This is a genomic window from Candidatus Rokuibacteriota bacterium (assembly GCA_016188005.1).
In the GTDB taxonomy this organism is placed as follows: Bacteria; Methylomirabilota; Methylomirabilia; order Rokubacteriales; family CSP1-6; genus UBA12499.
Map to the genome: position 1 here is coordinate 48,655 of JACPIQ010000116.1, position 16,666 is coordinate 65,320.

The 16,666-nt window shown below is 71.3% G+C and carries 14 protein-coding genes and 2 tRNA genes; 9 read left to right on the forward strand and 7 right to left on the reverse strand.

Going from position 1 to position 16,666, the window contains the following annotated elements; all coding sequences use genetic code 11:
• Positions 1-220: 220 nt before the first annotated feature.
• Positions 221-1,420: a CoA transferase gene (locus tag HYV93_22575; protein MBI2528756.1), complete on the reverse strand. Its 1,200-nt coding sequence runs from the start codon at positions 1,418-1,420 to the stop codon at positions 221-223.
• Positions 1,421-1,988: 568 nt separating this feature from the next.
• Between HYV93_22575 and HYV93_22580 the strand changes: the two genes are divergently transcribed.
• The 4 genes from HYV93_22580 (at position 1,989) to HYV93_22595 (ending at position 5,119) form a co-directional block, all read left to right on the forward strand.
• Positions 1,989-2,174, forward strand: coding sequence for a hypothetical protein (locus HYV93_22580; GenBank protein ID MBI2528757.1), 186 nt, complete (start codon positions 1,989-1,991; stop codon positions 2,172-2,174).
• Positions 2,174-3,274, forward strand: coding sequence for a carbon-nitrogen hydrolase family protein (locus tag HYV93_22585; protein MBI2528758.1), 1,101 nt, complete (start codon positions 2,174-2,176; stop codon positions 3,272-3,274). Before HYV93_22580 ends, HYV93_22585 begins: the two co-directional genes overlap by 1 nt.
• A gap of 47 nt (positions 3,275-3,321) precedes the next feature.
• Positions 3,322-3,831 (forward strand): hypothetical protein, encoded by a 510-nt coding sequence (locus HYV93_22590; GenBank protein ID MBI2528759.1) that lies wholly within the window; start codon positions 3,322-3,324, stop codon positions 3,829-3,831.
• Positions 3,832-3,910: 79 nt separating this feature from the next.
• Positions 3,911-5,119 carry a CoA transferase gene (locus HYV93_22595; GenBank protein ID MBI2528760.1) on the forward strand — a complete coding sequence of 403 codons (1,209 nt, stop codon included), beginning with the start codon at positions 3,911-3,913 and terminating at the stop codon, positions 5,117-5,119.
• A gap of 203 nt (positions 5,120-5,322) precedes the next feature.
• Here the strand turns inward: HYV93_22595 and HYV93_22600 are convergent.
• A tRNA-Leu gene (locus HYV93_22600) sits at positions 5,323-5,411 on the reverse strand.
• A gap of 492 nt (positions 5,412-5,903) precedes the next feature.
• On the opposite strand from HYV93_22600, the gene HYV93_22605 reads away from it, so the two are divergent.
• From HYV93_22605 to HYV93_22620, 4 genes are all read left to right on the forward strand, one after another.
• The gene (locus HYV93_22605) at positions 5,904-9,299 is read left to right on the forward strand and encodes an AAA family ATPase (GenBank protein MBI2528761.1); all 3,396 of its coding nucleotides are present in this window, start codon (positions 5,904-5,906) and stop codon (positions 9,297-9,299) included.
• A gap of 69 nt (positions 9,300-9,368) precedes the next feature.
• Positions 9,369-9,444 (forward strand) — tRNA-Ala (locus HYV93_22610).
• A gap of 172 nt (positions 9,445-9,616) precedes the next feature.
• Positions 9,617-9,847 carry a hypothetical protein gene (locus tag HYV93_22615; protein ID MBI2528762.1) on the forward strand — a complete coding sequence of 77 codons (231 nt, stop codon included), beginning with the start codon at positions 9,617-9,619 and terminating at the stop codon, positions 9,845-9,847.
• Positions 9,834-10,292: a PIN domain-containing protein gene (locus tag HYV93_22620; GenBank protein MBI2528763.1), complete on the forward strand. Its 459-nt coding sequence runs from the start codon at positions 9,834-9,836 to the stop codon at positions 10,290-10,292. Before HYV93_22615 ends, HYV93_22620 begins: the two co-directional genes overlap by 14 nt.
• 43 nt (positions 10,293-10,335) lie before the next feature.
• Here the strand turns inward: HYV93_22620 and HYV93_22625 are convergent, their stop codons facing one another.
• Both HYV93_22625 and HYV93_22630 read right to left on the reverse strand, forming a co-directional pair.
• Positions 10,336-12,258, reverse strand: coding sequence for a hypothetical protein (locus HYV93_22625; protein ID MBI2528764.1), 1,923 nt, complete (start codon positions 12,256-12,258; stop codon positions 10,336-10,338).
• Between the two features lie 71 nt (positions 12,259-12,329).
• Positions 12,330-12,560 carry a hypothetical protein gene (locus tag HYV93_22630; protein MBI2528765.1) on the reverse strand — a complete coding sequence of 77 codons (231 nt, stop codon included), beginning with the start codon at positions 12,558-12,560 and terminating at the stop codon, positions 12,330-12,332.
• 80 nt (positions 12,561-12,640) lie between these two features.
• On the opposite strand from HYV93_22630, the gene HYV93_22635 reads away from it, so the two are divergent.
• Positions 12,641-12,886: a hypothetical protein gene (locus tag HYV93_22635; protein MBI2528766.1), complete on the forward strand. Its 246-nt coding sequence runs from the start codon at positions 12,641-12,643 to the stop codon at positions 12,884-12,886.
• A 168-nt stretch (positions 12,887-13,054) separates the two neighbouring features.
• Here the strand turns inward: HYV93_22635 and HYV93_22640 are convergent, their stop codons facing one another.
• The 3 genes from HYV93_22640 to HYV93_22650 form a co-directional block, all read right to left on the reverse strand.
• Positions 13,055-14,986, reverse strand: a complete 1,932-nt coding sequence (locus HYV93_22640) for a hypothetical protein (protein MBI2528767.1) — start codon at positions 14,984-14,986, stop codon at positions 13,055-13,057.
• Positions 14,983-15,813, reverse strand: coding sequence for an AAA family ATPase (locus tag HYV93_22645; GenBank protein MBI2528768.1), 831 nt, complete (start codon positions 15,811-15,813; stop codon positions 14,983-14,985). The genes HYV93_22640 and HYV93_22645 overlap by 4 nt, the downstream gene beginning before the upstream one ends.
• 58 nt (positions 15,814-15,871) lie before the next feature.
• On the reverse strand, positions 15,872-16,666 hold a 795-nt coding region (locus tag HYV93_22650), incomplete at its 5' end, for a DUF4143 domain-containing protein (GenBank protein ID MBI2528769.1).

The window sequence follows — 16,666 nt, forward strand, 5'->3', positions numbered from 1 at the left end:
CCCCGCGCTGCCTGCTCCCACAGCCTCGCCGCGCGCCACCGCCTGGATGGCTTCGGTCTGAAGGCGCGTCTCCATGATGGCGTTGGCTTTCAGCTTCTGCACGAACTCCCAGCCGTACAGCTCCAGCCACGCCTTGATCAGGAGCGTCGTCGAGGCGGCATTCTCGGGCGCTCCGAGCGCCAGCTTGTCCTCTGTGAAAGCCGCATGCACTCCTTGTCGTTCAGATGACGCCGTCGCGCCGGAGGGCGGCGAGCTCCTCTGCGCCGAGGCCGAGAAGCGCGCCGTACACCTCCGCGTTGTGCTGCCCCTTGTCGGGGCCCGCCCACTTGATCGTGCCCGGCGTCTTCGAGAGCTTGGGGACCACGCCCACCATGGCGAGCCGCCCCACCCGCGGGTCGTCGATCTCGACGATGTTGCGCTCCCGGAAATGCGGGTCGGCCGCGATGTCGGCCACCGTATAGAGCTTCTCGGCGGGGATGCCGGCCTCCTCCAGCTGCCGCAGGAGTTCCGCCGCGGGACGCGTGCTCACCCACGCCGCGACCATCTTGTCCACGTCGTCGGCGCCGGCCACCCGGTCCGCGGAGCGGGCGTAGCGCGGGTCCTGCGCCAGCTCCTCGCCCCCCATCAGCGCCGCCAGGCGCTTCCACAGGGAGTCCGTGCCGGCGTTGAGCACGACCCAGGCCCCGTCCCCCGAACGGTAATTCCCCGCGGGCGACACGCCGGGATGCCGGTTCCCGCTGCGCTCGCGCACCAGTCCGATCTTCTGGTAGGCGGTGAGCATGCCCTCCGAGCCGCGGAAGATCCCCTCGTAGAGGGCCAGGTCGATCTCCTGCCCGCCACCCCCGTTCCGGTCGCGATGGTACAGCGCGAGCATCACCGCGAAGGCGCCGAAGGAGGCCGCGAGATAGTCGCCCAGAGCAAAGCCCTGGCGAACCGGCTCCGCGTCTGGAAACCCCGACACGTAGGTCAGGCCGGCGAAGGCGGATGCGACCCGGTCGAAGGCCCCCTTGTGCCGGTATGGCCCAGTTTGCCCGTAGCCCGAGACCCGAAGCAGGACGAGCCCGGGGTTCTCCTGCGCCAGCGACTCGTAGCCGAGGCCCCACTGCTCCAGCGTGCCGGGGCGGAAGTTCTCCGCGAGGACGTCACAGCCGGCCGCGAGCTGGCGGAGGATCGCCTGGCCGCGCGGGAGCCGGAGGTTCAACGTGATCGATTTCTTGTTGCGGGCTTCCTGGAGCCAGAGGAGGGGCCGGCCCTCGTAGCGAGGGCCGAACTGGCGCAGGAGGTCCCCCGTGGCCGGCTCTTCCACCTTGATGACCTCGGCCCCGAATTCTCCGAGCAAGGTGGCCGCGACCGGCGCCCCCAGAACGGTGGCCAGGTCGAGCACACGGATACCGGTCAAGGATTGCGGTGTCGGATCCAGCTGGTCCTCCTCTTCTCTCGCGTTCTGCCGCGTGTGCCGGCCGGGGCAAGACCGCGCTCTGGCTCAACTATGGTGCCGGGAGGGGGAATCGAACCCCCACGGGCGTTGCCGCCCAAAGGGTCTTGAGTTCTGGAAGGTATCTTACACAGTTGCCGCAAACGGACAAGCTGCCCTTCTCCCCTTTGCCCCCTTTCATGCCGATTGGTGCTGGCACAAGGTGGGCAGCCCTCAAGGAGAGAAGGCGCAGCCCCCGCGCGTCATCGCCACCGTCCAGGACCCGGCCGGTCGCGCGCACGATCCTCGCCCCCCTCGGCCTCCCCTGCGCCCTTCAGCCTGCCGGCCCCGCCCCGCGCTCGCACCACGCCCGTTCCTTGACGGCGCACCCGCAGCGGGAGCAGGATTGCCGCAGCCCACAGGGCGATGACGGCTGCCGATGCGCGCTGGGCTCCCTCATGGGGCTGAGCTTGCCCGGGGGCCGGGCCAGAGGGTCCACGCGGCCGGCCGCCCGAATCGCGTTCATGATGGCCAGGTACTCCCGGGAGGGGCTCATCGAGGAGGGAGGGACGCGATGACGGACACGCCGATGACCGAGCAAGGGCCGATCCTGGACCAGAGCCTCCGCGAGGGGGCCATCGCCGTCCACGTGCATGCCGATCCGTGCAGCCTCATCGCGCGGAACCAGGATTTCTGCCCCCCCTCGGCCCGGCCGATCGGCCTCGACGACACGGCGCCGGCACCGGGCGGCAACCGCTGATGAGCGGCCCCTGGCCGGCTTTCACGGCGGCGGCGGTGCAGGCGGCGCCCGTGTACCTCGACCGCCAGGCCACCGTGGACAAGGCCTGCGCCCTGATCCGCGAGGCCGGGCGCGCCGGGGCCAGGCTGGTGGCCTTCCCCGAGGTCTTCGTCCCCGGCTTCCCCCACTGGATCTACCTCGATCGCCCGCAGCCCAACGAGCGCTACTTCGTCGAGCTGGTGAGGGAAGCGGTGCAGGTGCCGGGCCCCGAGACTGAGCGCCTCGGCCAGGCGGCGCGGGAGGCCGGTGCCCACGTGGTGATCGGGGTCAACGAGCGGAGCCCCCGGAGCATGGGGGAGCTGTTCAACACCAACCTCCTCTTCGGGCCCGACGGCTCGCTCCTGGGGCGGCATCGCAAGCTGATGCCGACCTATGCGGAGAAGATGGTGTGGAGCTTCGGCGACGGCTCGACGCTTCGCGTGTACGACACCGCGGTGGGGCGGCTCGGCACCCTCTGCTGCGGGGAGAACACCAACCCGCTGGCCCGGTTCGCCCTCATCGCGCAGGGCGAGCAAGTCCACGTGGCCAATTACCCCGCGCGGCCGGCGGGAGACCCCTATGACCTCACGCGGGCCATCGAGATCCGCTCCGCCGCCCATGCCTTCGAGGGCAAGTGCTTCGTGCTGGTGGCGGGGAGCCTCATCAGCGCCCCCATGCGCGAGCGGCTCGGCGACACGGCCGAGAAGCGCCGGCTCCTCGGCGACGGGAGCATGACGTTCACCGGCATCCTCGGCCCGGACGGCCGCGTCATCGCGGGGCCCGCGGCGCCGGACCGGGAGGAGATCGTCTACGGCAAGATCGAGCTCGAGGCGATCATCCGGCCCAAGATCCTCCACGACGTGGCCGGCAACTACAACCGCTTCGACGTGCTGTCGCTCCAGCTGAACCGCGCGCCCCTGGCGGCGATCCACGAGGCGATGCCGGCGCTGACGGACTCCGAGGGCCCGGGGCCCGACACCCGGGCGCTGCTGGACGAGCTCCGCCGCCGCGTGGGCTCGGCCTCCCACGAGGAGCTCCGGGCGCTCGTCGCCTCGCTGCTGGCGGCCCTGGACGCCGGGTAGCGCCTGCGCCTCCCCGGCAGGGACATGTCCCACAGGAGACTGACACGATGGGAACAGGGAACTCCGCCTGGCTCTGGTTTTCGGCCGTCGCGACGGTGTCTGTGGCACCGGTTCTCATCTCGATTCCCTTCTTCGCCAAGAATTTCCAGGTCAAGCCGGAGGCCTTCACGACCTGGTACTTCGCCAGCGTCTCCGTCGGCGTCGCGGTGTGGCTCTGGCTGGCCGGCCGTGCGGCGGACCTCCGCCCCGGGGGAGCCGTCGCGGCCCTGGGCATCGTGCTGGTCGGGCTGAGCTTCGGCGCGGCCGCGAACGGGTTCCTTTTCCACGCGGTGTCCGTGGCGCCCAATCCCGGGCTCCCGTCTGTCATGTACAGCGGCGCCAGCGTCATCGTCTTCTTCGCATCCGCGGCCCTCGCAGATCGTCTCCCCAGGCTCTTCGACCAGGTGAGCACGGACATCGACCGGTTTCTGGGCATCCTGCTCATGATTGCCGGCGTCTTCCTCATCGCCGGAGGATGGCCGCTCGTGAAGGGGGCCCTCACAAGGAGTTCGTTCTGATGCCTCGGCCCCGTGTGCGGCACACGGGTTCTTGAGGCGCCGGACCCGCTCGCGCGCGAGCGCCTGATATACTCGGCCGGTGCGTGCCGCCGATCTCCCCCTGGTCGATGTCACGATCCTGGACCTCACCCGCGTCCTCGCCGGGCCCTACTGCACCCGCTTGCTGAGCGACCTGGGCGCCCGCGTCATCAAGATCGAGCGCCCAGGCGAGGGCGACGAGATGCGGCGCGCCTACCTGCAGCTCGAAGGCAACCGCACGGACCAGAGCACCTATTTCACCCGTGTGAACGCGGGCAAGGAGAGCGTCGCCGTCGACATGTCACGTCCCGACGGCCAGGCCATCATCCGCGACCTGGCGCGCGTGGCCGAGGTGGTGGTGGAGAACTTCATGCCCGGCGTGGTGGCCAGGCTGGGCTGCGACTACGAGACGCTCCGGGCGGTGAAGCCCGACATCATCTACTGCTCCATCTCGGGCTTCGGCCAGACGGGGCCGTGGCGCGCGCGACCCGCGCTCGCCCACACCATCAACGCCATCTCCGGCCTCATGCACCTGGAACAGGGCGAGGAGCCGGCGCCGCGGGCCTCCAACCTGCAGGCTGCCGACGTCCTGGCCGCCACCCATGCCGCCAGCGCGATTCTGGCGGCGATCATCCGGAGAAGTCGCACCGGCAGGGGCGCACACCTCGATGTCTCCATGCTCGAGGCGCTCATCGCCGCCGACAGCGTGACCTATGCCGCCGTGCTCAACGGCGGCGAGGAGCACGGCAACCCGCGCCCCGGCATGGTCGTCGCCCCCATCGGCGACGGCTGCGTGGCCCTGCAGTTCGTGGGCGCCCCGCAGCTCTGGCCCCGCCTGCTGGCCGTCATGGGGCGGCCCGACCTGGATCAGGACCCGCGCTTCGATAGCGACGAGAAGCGGCGTGTCAACTGGGGCGACCTGCGGCAGATCGTCGAGTCGTGGCTCGCGACGTTCCGCACGATGGCGGACGCCCTCAAGGCGCTCTCGGATGCGCGCATCCCGTGCGCACCGGTACTCCGCCCGGCCGAGGTGATCGCCGAACCCCACCTGTCCGAGCGGCAGTTCTTCCCGACGGTGACGCATCCGGCTCGTGGCGCCGTGCGCGTGACGGCCAGCCCCTTCCACCTCGACGGCGTGCCGGTGCATCCCCGGGGGCCCGCGGCCTACCGCGTTGGCGAGCATACGCGGGCGGTGCTCGGCGACCTGCTCGGCTACCCGGCGGAGCGCATCGACCAGTTGCGGCGCTCAGGGGTCGTCGACATCCCGTAGCCGCGCGTCCTGCCAGGACCCGACTCGCAATCCCGGCCCGACCCACCCCGCCCGGTCGATGGCCGGCATGCCTTGGCGGGCCGCTGCAGGGCCGCGTCGATCCGTGCCAGCACCGCCGGCTCGTCCCCGGGGATCCGCCGGTGAAGGAGAACACCTGCGTGGCGCCCGCTCGACCTTGCTCGGAGCCGTGCGTCCGCCACTGGTGGTGCCGGGAGGGGGAATCGAACCCCCACGGGCGTTGCCGCCCAAAGGTTTTTGAGACCTTCGCGTCTGCCAGTTCCGCCACCCCGGCCCGAGCCGCGCCGCCAGTGTAAACGTCAGGCATCGACGGGCACAAGCACTGCTCCCGGCATCCTCCACACGCCCGCCGCGCTGACCGGTCGGAAGCGCCTCGGCATGGGCGTGGCGAGATCCCCTTGACGCGCCCCCGTCGCCGGGTTTACCGTTTGGCTCATGTTCGTGATTCTTCTTGCCTATGGGCCTTGTATCCGGGGAGATCGGGGGCCCCGTCTATCCCATGCTCCAACCGCGTTCCGCCTCCCAGGCCGAGGCGTCTTCTAGCGGGGTGAGCGCACCCCTCGCGCCCTGCTCCATCGCGCAGAGGGGCCTCGAGCACCCCGGGGAAATGCCCTCAGAACGGCCTGCACGGAGAGATCGCGATGCGATCTCTGCTGACCGCCCCGAGGGGTCCGAGTATGCGAAGCGGGTCCCGGAGAGCGACTGGGCCCTGAAGGTTGCGTTCATACCGACAGTAGGACGAGGCATTCCGCCGGAGGAACATACGATGGTGTGTCGCCAGTGCCAGCAGGAGAATCCGCCGAAGGCGAAATTCTGCAACGGCTGCGGGGCCGGGCTCGACTCGGCCTGCCCCGGCTGCGGCCAAGCGAACCCGCCGGCGAGCCGGTTCTGCAACGAGTGCGGCCACCCGCTGGCCGCCGGCGCAGCGCCCCGTGCGGCGGCCCCCGCGCAGCCCGCCGCGGCGGCGCCCCGGTTCGCCTCGCCAGAGGCCTACACCCCGAAGCACCTGGCCGAGAAGATCCTCACCTCCCGGACCGGCCTGGAAGGCGAGCGCAAGCACGTGACGGTGCTCTTCGCCGATCTGAAGGGGTCGATGGAGCTGCTCGCCGATCGCGATCCCGAGGACGCCCGCCGGCTCCTCGATCCGGTGCTCGAGCACATGATGGAGGCGGTCCACCGCTACGAGGGCACCGTCAACCAGGTCATGGGCGACGGCATCATGGCGCTGTTCGGCGCCCCCGTGGCCCACGAGGATCATGCGGTGCGGGCCTGCTACGCGGCGGTCAGGATGCAGGAGTCCGTGAAGCGCTATGCCGAGGAGGTCCACCGCACGATCGGCGTGCCGGTCCACATCCGCGTCGGGCTGAACTCGGGGGAGGTGGTCGTGCGCTCCATCGGCAGCGATCTGCACATGGACTACACGGCCGTCGGCCAGACCACCCACCTGGCGGCTCGCATGGAGCAGATGGCCATGCCCGGCTCGATCCTCATGGCGCCGGACACGCTCCGCCTGGCCGAGGACTACGTGGCCGTGAAGTCCCTCGGGGAGCGGCAGGTGAAAGGGGTCGACCACCCCATCGAGATCTACGAGGTCACGGGCGCCGGGACTGTCCGGTCCCGCATGCAGGCCGCGGCCGCGCGCGGCCTGACCCGCTTCGTCGGGCGCGACATCGAGCTCGAGCAGCTCCGCCAGGCCCTCCAGCGCGCCGGCTCCGGCCACGGGCAAGTCGTGGGCATCGTCGGCGAGGCCGGCGTGGGGAAGTCCCGGCTGTACTGGGAGTTCGTCCACTCCCACCGGACCGAGGGCTGGACGATCGTCGAGAGCGCGTCCGTCTCCTACGGCAAGGCGACGGCCTACCTGCCCACCATCGATCTCCTCCGCTCGTACTTCCAGCTCGAGCCTCGTGACGAGCCGCGCAAGATCCGCGAGAAGGTCACCGGCAAGCTGTTCTCGCTGGATCGCTCCCTCGAGCCCGCCCTGCCCGCCCTGCTCTGGCTCCTCGAGGTGCCGGTGGACGAACCCGAGTGGCAGCACCTCGCCCCGGCCCAGCGCCGCCAGCGGGCGCTGGACGGCGTCAAGGCGCTGCTCCTGCGCGAGAGCCAGGTACAGCCCGTCATCGTGATGTTCGAGGACCTGCACTGGATCGACGCCGAGACCCAGGCCCTGCTCGACGCCCTCGTCGAGAGCGTGCCGACGGCGCGCCTGCTGCTGCTCGTCAACTACCGGCCCGAGTACGAGCACCGGTGGAGCGGGAAGAGCTATTACCGGCAGCTCCGTCTCGACCCGCTGCCCCCGGAGAGCGCCGAGGGGCTGCTCACCGGCCTGCTCGGCGAGGACCCCAGCCTCCGGGCGCTCAAGCCTCTCCTGTTCGAGCGCACCGAGGGCAACCCCTTCTTCCTCGAGGAGAGCGTCAGGTCCCTCGTCGAGACGAAGTTCCTCGCGGGCGAGCGCGGAGCCTATCGCCTCACGAAGGCGCTGGAGGGCCTCCAGATCCCGGCCACCGCGCGGGCGATCCTGGCCTCGCGCATCGACCGCCTCTCCCCGGACGAGAAGCGCCTGCTCCAGGCGGCCTCGGTGATCGGCAAGGACCTGCCCTTCGCGCTGCTCCAGGCCATCTCGGAGGAGAGCGAGGACGGCCTCCGCCACAAGCTCGCGCGGCTGCAGACGGCCGAGTTCCTCTACGAGGCCCGCCTCTTCCCCGATCTCGAGTACACCTTCCGCCACGCCTTGACGCTCGAGGTGACCTACGGCACGCTGCTCCACGACCGCCGGCGGGCGCTCCACGCCGGGATCGTGGAGGCCATCGAGCGCCTCTCTCCCGACCGGCTCGCCGAGGAGGTCGAGCGGCTCGCCCACCACGCCCTGCAGGGTGAGCTCTGGCCCAAGGCCCTGCGCTACCTCCGCCAGGCAGGCAGGAAGGCCAACGCGCGCTGCGCCTTCCGCGAGGCGGCGGCCCACTTCGAGCGGGCCCTGCTGAGCCTCCGGCACCTTCCCGAGGACGCGGACGGGACAGCCAGGGCCATCGACCTGCGCTTCGACCTCCGCAACGCGCTCATCCCGCTGGGCGACCTCGATCCCCTCCTCGACCATCTGCGCGAGGCGGAGCGGCTCGCCCAGACCATCGGCGATCAGCGCCGCCTCGGCCGCGCCTCGTCGCTCCTGAGCAACTTCTTCCAGCTCACGGGGGATCATGCCCTCGCCATGGAATCGGGACGGCGCGCCGAGGCCATCGCCGCTGAGCTCGGCGACCGCAGCCTGGAGGCGGCCGCCAATCTCTACCTGGGTCAGACCTGCTGCGCCATGGGCAACTACCGGCAGGCCGTCGAGATCCTCACCAGGAACGAGGTCGCGCTGGCCGGCGAGGCAGGCGGAGAGCGGCTCAGCGAGGCCGCCTTCCGCTTCATCACCAGCCGCACCTGGTCCGTGTGGTCCCTGGCCGAGCTGGGGCAATTCGCCGACGGGCTCGCCCGCGGCCGGGAGGCGGTCCGGCTGGCCGAGGAGGCCGATCACGCCGGAGCCCTCGTCAGCGCGTACCAGGGCCTCGGGTTCCTCCACGTCAGCCGCGGCGAGGCCGACCAGGCGGCGGCCGTGCTCGGCCGCGGCGTCGATCTCTGCCAGGCCGCCGGCATCCCCGCCATGTTCCCGCTCATGGCCAGCAGCCTGGGCGCCGCCCATCTCCTGGCGGGGCGGGTCGACGAGGGGCTGGCGCTCCTTGAGGAGGCGGTCGCCCAGGGTGCGGCCCGCCGGATGATGGGCTGCCAATCGCTCCGGGTCGCCCAGCTCGGCGAGGGACTCCTCCTTGCCGGCCGACTGGACGACGCCAGCGCGGCCTCGGACCAAGCCCTGGAGCTGGCCCGCGCTCACGAGGAGCGGGGGCACGAGGCGTGGGCGCTGCGGCTCGCCGCCGAGCTGCACTCCCATCCTGACCGCCTCAAGGTCGAGCAGGCCAGGGACCTCTGGCGCGAGGCCCGCGCACTCGCCGATGAACTCGGGATGCGCCCGCTTGTGGCCCGCTGCTATCTCGGGCTCGGAACGCTCTGCCTTCAGACCGGCGAGTGGCGGACGGGCCGCGAGCACCTCACGACGGCCGGGAGGCTGTTCCGAGAGATGGAGATGCGGCTGTGGTCGGAGCGCACGGCGGCGCTGAACGAGCTTGACTAGCGACCGTCGCGCAAGTACCGGCCGTCCTTGACAGGGTCGCTCCGCCACGGGTATGCTGTGCCGCGCGGTGGGGCTGTAGCTCAGCTGGGAGAGCACAAGGCTGGCAGTCTTGGGGTCAGGGGTTCGAGCCCCCTCAGCTCCACCAAATCTTGACGCGGGGTTACGGAGCGATCCGTGACCCCGCGGTTGTGTTCGGCACCCGCTGCTGCCGCGCGAATGGCGTTCACGTCGCTGTCGACGAGCTGGGCCGGCCCTCTACTGTACAGACACATGCTATTATTCGTCTGTACACTGAACGTTCGGCAGGAGGAGGCGGAATGGCCACGAAGGCAGGCGCGCAGACCCGGGTGGGCAGACAGCGCAAGAACTACCGCATCGACACGGCGAAGCTGGAGCGCACGAAACGGATCCTCGGGACCCGCACGGAGACCGAGACGATTCATCGGGCATTGGACCTGGTGGCTGACGAGGCTGCGCTCGCGACGGCCTTGGCGCGCTTTCTCGAGAAAGGGCGCGGGCACATCGAGGACGTCGATGCCCGCCGGTAGATGGCTGGTATTCGACACGAACGTCTACGTGGTCGCGCTGCGGGAGGGGGCAGGCGGTCACGCCTCCGAGCTGCTCGGACGGCTCGTGCCGCGTACGTATCTCGCTGCCGTCGTGTCTGCGGAGCTGCACGCCGGCGCCCTGGACGATGTCGGGCGCGAGGCCGTTCGAGGGCTGGCCGAGCCATTCTTACGGCTGGGCCGCGTGGTGACGCCTGACGCTCGGGCCTGGGATCGGGTGGGCGATGTCCTCGCCGAGGCGTGGCGCCGCCAGCCCCAGCTTCGGGACCGGCTCTCCGCCCTCTGGAATGATGCGCTCATCGCCCTGTCCGCGCGCCAGATCGGCGCGACGGTGGTGACGCAGAACGTGCGCGACTTCGCCCTGCTGCGCCGGTACGCGCGCTTCGAATTCGAGCCCTTTCAAACCTTCGGCCAGCACCCCGCTTGACGGCGAGGGGGGGCGGGTGAAGCGCGGCGCGCCCCGGAACGGTTCAGCGCCTGCGCCGCTTGCCGGCGCGGGCGGACGGGAATTGGGCAGCGAGCCAGGGGCCGGCGCCCGGCGTGGCTCGCCAGAGGTCGCCGAGCATGTCCTCTATGACGGCGGCCTCCTCATGGCTGCCGAGCGCGTAGGCGGCGGGCATCGCGCCCGGCCATGTCTGCTTGCCGAGCAGGTAGCGGGGAGCATGGCGATTGGCGCGCACCGCCCGCCGGAGGTGTTCGTTCGCCGGGACGGCGTCGCCCCCGCGCCGGAAGGCATGGAGCGCCCATGCATAGGCCCATGCCGCGGTCCCCTCGTCATGGAACTGATCGAGGAGCCCCTCCGCCTCGGCGTCACGGCCGGCCTCGAGCAGGACGGGTAGCAGCGAATAGCGGACACCCTGGTTGTCGCCCGGATTCAGCCGGAGGAGATCTCGATAGTGATCCACCGCCGCATCGCGCTCCCCGAGGGCTTGCAGGCTCTGGGCGAGCCCGAAGCGGGCCCGCATGTAGGGGCGCGTGCTGATCATGCTCCAGAAGTGGCCGGTATCCTCGGTGAAGGCGGTAGGGCCCAGCGCCCGCTCGCCGGCCGCCACCCCGCGGGCATAGAGATCGCGGGCGGCCGGTAGCTCCGTCGCCGCCTCCGCCAGGAGCACGTAGGCGTCGGCGCAGTCGGGGGAGACCTCGAGGGCCCGCCGGGCGAGCTGGACGCGCCGGCGGCCGCGAGCCTCCACCGCACGGTAGGCGATCTCCTGCGCGCGCTCGATCGGCGTCGAGGCCGTGGAGGGGATGGCGTCGAGCGCTCCCGAGAACTTCCGCTGGATGCTCGCGTTCAGCTCGTCCGTGCTCTCGAAGGACTCGCCGGCGGTAAAGCGCTGGACCTCGAGCAGCACGCGCTCCATGGCCCGGCGGTCCGGCAGGCCTCCGACTCGCGGCTCGGCGGGAGCATCGAGAGGCCGCAGCAGCTCCGGCAGAGCGAGCGTGATCCGGCGTGGCCCGTCCGCGGCGGGCACGTCACGGCTCCAGCGCCCGCTGTCGATCTCGTCCTCCGTGGCCCGCGCCAGCGCGCGAAGGATGGCCTCGAGCTCGGCCAGCATCGGTCCCTCGGGCCGGCGCAGCTGGCCGTTGGGCCCGAACCATACCGCCACCGGGTACGCCGAGGGCCCGGCCACCGGCAAGGCATGCTCCTCCCACAGATCCACGTCGCCGAAGGGCATCTCGTCGATGGGGCCGAAGAGAACGCTCCACCGCCCGCGAGGCCCGATGAGCGTCTCGGGATCGGGGTCCTCCTGCAGCCGCTCGAGCTCCCGCGGGCTCGCGAAGAACCCCACCCCGAAGACCTGGCCCCCGGCGCCGAGGACGGTAGCGCACGAGAGGCCGCGGTCGACTGCCGGGGCCTCGATGCGGATGATGTCCTCATCGCTCAGGTGGCGCCACAGGGCCGCGTCGAAGAACTCGCGGGCCGCCTCGGCGAACGCCCGCATACGCTCGACGGTCACGCCCCGGGCCCGGAGGGCCTCGGGTGGCAGGGGCTTGCCCTCCGTCATCTCCACCATCTGACCGAGCTTGCCCCGGACGAGCGAGATGTCGTCGACGACGTGAACCTCCAGCTCGGGGTCGCCGACGCCCCGCGCGATCGCCTCGCCCAGGGCCGGGGCGACCACCTCGATCCGGGCCGGGCGCGTCCGGGTGAACCTGAGCCCCAGATCGAGGAACACGTCGAGGGCGAGCCCGGCGTCGGGCGCGCCCTCGGCGAGCTTGACGTTCACCATGTCGGTTTCCCGGCTGACCCACACCGCCCCCCACGGGCGGACGGGAATGTCGCCGGGCGCCCCGATCCACATGGGCATCTTCACGAGCCCGCCCTGCCAGGTCTCGGAGGAGCGCCGCGCGAGTCGCTTGAATCGACCGACCACCAGGGAGGAGATCTCGGCCATCAGCGGGCACGATAGCGTGACCGGCCGCGCCGCGCAAGCCGCTCCCGGCTCAGTCGGCCTCGGGCTCGGAGTCAGGCACGTTCACGACGGGCTCGCTGGGCCGCAAGCCCGGCGGCGAGCCTCCGTAGCTCCTCGGGGAAGATGCGCTTCGCCTTGACGGCGTCGGTGCGCTCGAACGCCTGCTCCTTGATGATCCGGTGTTTCTGCGACCGGGGCAGGTAGACGCGCACTCGATCCCAGTCGGCCTGCGGGATCGTGTCGCGCCCCGTCGCCGCCGTGATCGCCGTCGCGTAGAGGTCCATAAGGTGTGACCTCGCCTGTCACAGCCGGGCGCGATTCTGAGCATGGAAGTAGCGAACCCCGGCACACAAGGAGGCCCCTGATGGCCACGGCCCGATCGAATCTTGAAGCGCTGGCTGACTGGCTCGCCGCGACGGCGAAGAAGATCTTCCTCGAGGACGGCGAGCACGGCACTACCACCCACATCTGGGTCAAGGGTTACCCGCTATTCGTCGGCGTGACGGGGTCCGAGGACGGCAAGGACGCCCTCGGGACCCTCACCGGCATGCACATGTCGGTCGACGAAGACCTGCTGGAGTCCACTCGCGCCAGGCACAAATGGGGGTGAGCTGCCGCCGCACTCGGACATCCTGCTCGAGGATGGCGATTACCGGGATCTCGATTTCGTCATCTGGCATCACCTCGACCTTGTCCCCGCCGACACGGCGCGCCCGCCCGAGCGCGTCCCCCACGGCCAGCCCGAGGAGCGCGCCGCGGTAGCGGTCGATCCCCGGTCTCATGCCTCCCCGGTCGCCAGCCACGCCCGCTTGCCCTCGCGCACCCGCTCGTGGAGCGCGTCCCACTGAGAGCGCGTGAGGTGGAGGAAGCGGAACCGGCCGTTCCGCTCGAGCAGCGGTCGCGGGATCGCCGCGAGCAGCCTGTGGAGCAGGCGGACCCGATGCGCCCGGGCGATGGCATGGATCCGCTGGCCGGGCACGTAGCGGCTGTAGTACACCACGGGCTTCCGCTCGCAGAACGCGAACATGACATCGAGCCAGCCGTAGAGGTGGTCGTCCCCGCTCCGCGGGAGGGCGAGGAGGGGCGTGATCACCCGCGCGTAGAAGCTCTTCGTGTCCGGGGCGGGGAGCCAGGTCGGGGCATCGAGCGAGATCATGGAGAAGTCGCGGCGGCGCAGCGTCACGTGACACGGCTCGTCCTGGAGCACGGCCGGCTCACTCGCCTCGCGGGAGGCGCTGCCGATGCCCTCATAGCTCGGATCCACCCACCCGGCCTTGTCCTTGCCGTCGCCGCCGCCCCGCAGGATGCGCGAATCCTCGCGCGCGCTGATGAAGTCGATGATGCCGTTCGTCACCCGGAGTGGCTCGGCGCCGCCCTCGTGCACGTAGACGGTGCCGTCCTTCCAGTGGCGGAGCGTGGCTCGCACGTCCACGCCGTCGCGAAGCCCCGACACGAACGGGGCCGAGCGCGCCTCGGCGGGATCGCCGACCGTCGCCCGGCCGAGCACATAGCGGACGAAGGCCTCGTACTGCTCCTCTTCGGGCGGGTATGAGACCCATATCCGGGTCTCGCCAGCCTTCCCGGGTGGGACATGCCGGTAGGGCGTGTCGCCCCGGCGTCGCTCCGCCTCGTCCGGCGAGGGAATCGAGATCGTGATCCCCGGCCCCTGGACCAGGAAGGGCTCCACGGTCACCCATCGGCCGTCCAGGCGAAACCCCTGGCGCTTTCCGATGACCTCGAACGTGAGGGCCGGGTGCTGGCGTCCCTTGCGGAAGGCCAGGTCGCGCATCGCCAGCATGTAGAGCGCTCCCGCGTAGCGGTTGCCGATCGTCGCGGAGGCGGCCGTGAGCAGCTCGCCCAGGTCCGGCCGCTCCGACAGCCCCCTCGACGCGGCGAGATTCCGCGCATAGAGCAAGGCCCGCGCGACGTCGATGGCCGTCCCGGCCGGCCCATCGGCCGGCTGCCCGCTGCGCGCCGGTCGGCGAAGAGCTCCCAGGGCCATCCCGCGGACCGCCGCCGTCTCCTCGTACCGGTCAGGGCCACTGGCGTAGTGCGCGACCAGGTACGGGACGCGCCCGGACAGCCTCAGCAGCGCCGACGGCGCCAGCCGCACCCGACGGAAGCGCCGCGCCCGGCTGATGGGGACGCTCGGCGCGGCGAAGTCGCCAGCCTCCAGCCGGCGCACCAGGGCCGTCCAGTGGGCGAGGCCCCCGACCCAGAGCACGCGCTGATGGGCGGCCAGCAGCTCCGACAGCCGTCGCGCCATGTGCGCCTCGCGGGCGAGATCCTCGTCGGGGGGCGCCGGCCCGAGCGCGGCCAGCGCGTCATGCGCCTCCCGAAAGAGACGGCCGACCCGCGGAGCGAACTCGGGGCCGGGAAGAGACAGCCCTCGCTCGCGGCGCGCCCCCGCGGAGACCTCGAGGTCCACCAGGTAGAGCGGCCACCTCGCGCCCCGCGCCAGACGGCAGGCCTCGAGAATCGAGTCGCCCGGCACGAAGGGGAAGAGCATCGGCCCGGACAGCGAGGCCACCGGGCTCGGCCAGCAGGACAGCGCCCAGTCCACCTCATCTTCCGCCGAGGGCCGCAGCTCCACGGCGACGGCCGTCGGATGGAAAGCGGTGACGGCGCGCCGCGCCTCCCGCGCGAAGATCGGGTCGAAGTGGCAGGACGGCACGCCGAGGAGGTTGCCGGCGCGCTCGGCAATCCTCACCGCGCCCTCCCGCCCGCCGGCGCCGTGCCGTCGGGCTTGACGAGGACCTGCTGCGCCGCGCGCCGGAGCGGCTCGCCGAGCCCCGACGCGCGGAGCTTCTGCGCGTACTGGGCCAGCGTGAGCATGTCCCGGATGCTGTCCTTGCGGCCCGCCGCCGCCCGGCGCCTGAGCTCCTCGAACACCCCGCGCAGCAGATCCTCGTCCACCGCCGGGCACTTGAGCCGCAGGATCTCCTCCTGCAACGCCCAGGGCGGCGAGACGATCTCGATCTTCGGCTTGAGCCGGCTCTGGATATAGCCCGGCAGCTCGTACACGCTCGCATCGTCGTTCATCGTCACGCAGAGCCGGAAGTCGGGATGGGCGTGCACCTTGACGGCGGCCAGCGCGCTCTCCACGTAGCGGCGGTCGTCCATGAGCGGGGCCAGCGCCGCCCAGCTCCGCTCCGGCATCCGGTTGCCCTCGTCCAGCAAGAGCACCCCGCCACGGACCATGGCCGTCACCACGCTCGAGGCGCGGTACTCCACGCGCCGGTCGCCCGTGAGCACGGGGGTGATCAGCAGATCCTCGGGGCGCGTGTCCGTCGTGCACTGGAAGATGTAGACCGCGCGGCCCAGCCGGCGCGCCACCGCGCAGCCGAGCGTCGTCTTGCCGAGCCCCGGCTCGCCGATGAGTCGCGGATTGAGCGGCGGCTCCACGGCTGAGAGCCTGAGCCAGGCGGCCTCGAGCTGGCGGGCATAGTCGTGGTAGTCTACCCACTCGCTCTCGTGATCGTCGGCGGCGGCCAGCGTGACCTCCACGCCCTGGATCGTGACCCTGCCCATCGTCATCGGGATCTCCTCTGCCCCCAGTGTCGGCCGCGGGTGTGACAGCGGGGGTCAGAGCAGCTCATCCCCTCACCCAGTGCTCGACCGGCCGGGCGAGGAACTCTCCGATGGCGATACCGTCTCCGCCCACGAGCAGCGTGCGTGCCCCTCCGTGCGCCTCTGCGAAGGCCACGAGCCCGGGCGGGACCTCGCGGGACCGCCCGCTTTTCACCTCGATGGCCGTCAGCGTCCGGCCCGCGCGCGCCACGAACTCCACCTCGCGGTTACGGTCCCGCCAGTAGAAGAGCTTGCACACCCCCGCGGCCGCTGCGTTCGCCAGATGGGCCCCGACCGCCGACTCGACCAGCCGGCCCCACAGCTCCCGGTCGGCACGGGCTTCCTCGAGCGCGAGCCCCATGGGCGCGGTCATGAGGGCGGTGTTCAGCACCTGGAGCTTGGGGCTCGAGCCGCGCTGGCGGACGGCCGCCCCGGCGTACTTCTGGAGCCCCTCGAGCATCCCGGCCGCCGCCAGCAGGTCGAGGTAATGCGCCAGGGTGGTGGTGTTGCCGGCGTCCTGGAGCTGGCCCAGCATCTTGGTGTAGGAGAGGATCTGCCCGGAGTAGCGGCACCCGAGCTCGAAGAGCCGGCGGAGGAGCGCGGGCTTGTCGACCCGCGAGAGCAGCAGCACGTCGCGGGCGATCGTGGTCTCGACCAGCGAATCAAGGACGTAGCGCGCCCAGCGCGACGGCTCGCCGACGAGCGGGGCCGCGCCCGGATAGCCGCCGTGGAAGATATACGTGTCCAGCGACCAGCCGAAGGCCTCCCGCATCTCGGCGAACGACCAGTGCTGAAGCTGCAGCACCTCGAAGCGCCCGGC

Coding starts and splice junctions, on each gene's coding strand:
- HYV93_22585 (MBI2528758.1), top strand. CDS start 2,174: ATGAGCGGCCCCTGGCCGGCTTTCACGGCGGCGGCGGTGCAGGCGGCG.
- HYV93_22625 (MBI2528764.1), bottom strand. CDS start 12,258: ATGGCCGAGATCTCCTCCCTGGTGGTCGGTCGATTCAAGCGACTCGCG.
- HYV93_22580 (MBI2528757.1), top strand. CDS start 1,989: ATGACGGACACGCCGATGACCGAGCAAGGGCCGATCCTGGACCAGAGC.
- HYV93_22645 (MBI2528768.1), bottom strand. CDS start 15,813: ATGACGATGGGCAGGGTCACGATCCAGGGCGTGGAGGTCACGCTGGCC.
- HYV93_22630 (MBI2528765.1), bottom strand. CDS start 12,560: ATGGACCTCTACGCGACGGCGATCACGGCGGCGACGGGGCGCGACACG.
- HYV93_22620 (MBI2528763.1), top strand. CDS start 9,834: ATGCCCGCCGGTAGATGGCTGGTATTCGACACGAACGTCTACGTGGTC.
- HYV93_22590 (MBI2528759.1), top strand. CDS start 3,322: ATGGGAACAGGGAACTCCGCCTGGCTCTGGTTTTCGGCCGTCGCGACG.
- HYV93_22635 (MBI2528766.1), top strand. CDS start 12,641: ATGGCCACGGCCCGATCGAATCTTGAAGCGCTGGCTGACTGGCTCGCC.
- HYV93_22615 (MBI2528762.1), top strand. CDS start 9,617: ATGGCCACGAAGGCAGGCGCGCAGACCCGGGTGGGCAGACAGCGCAAG.
- HYV93_22605 (MBI2528761.1), top strand. CDS start 5,904: ATGGTGTGTCGCCAGTGCCAGCAGGAGAATCCGCCGAAGGCGAAATTC.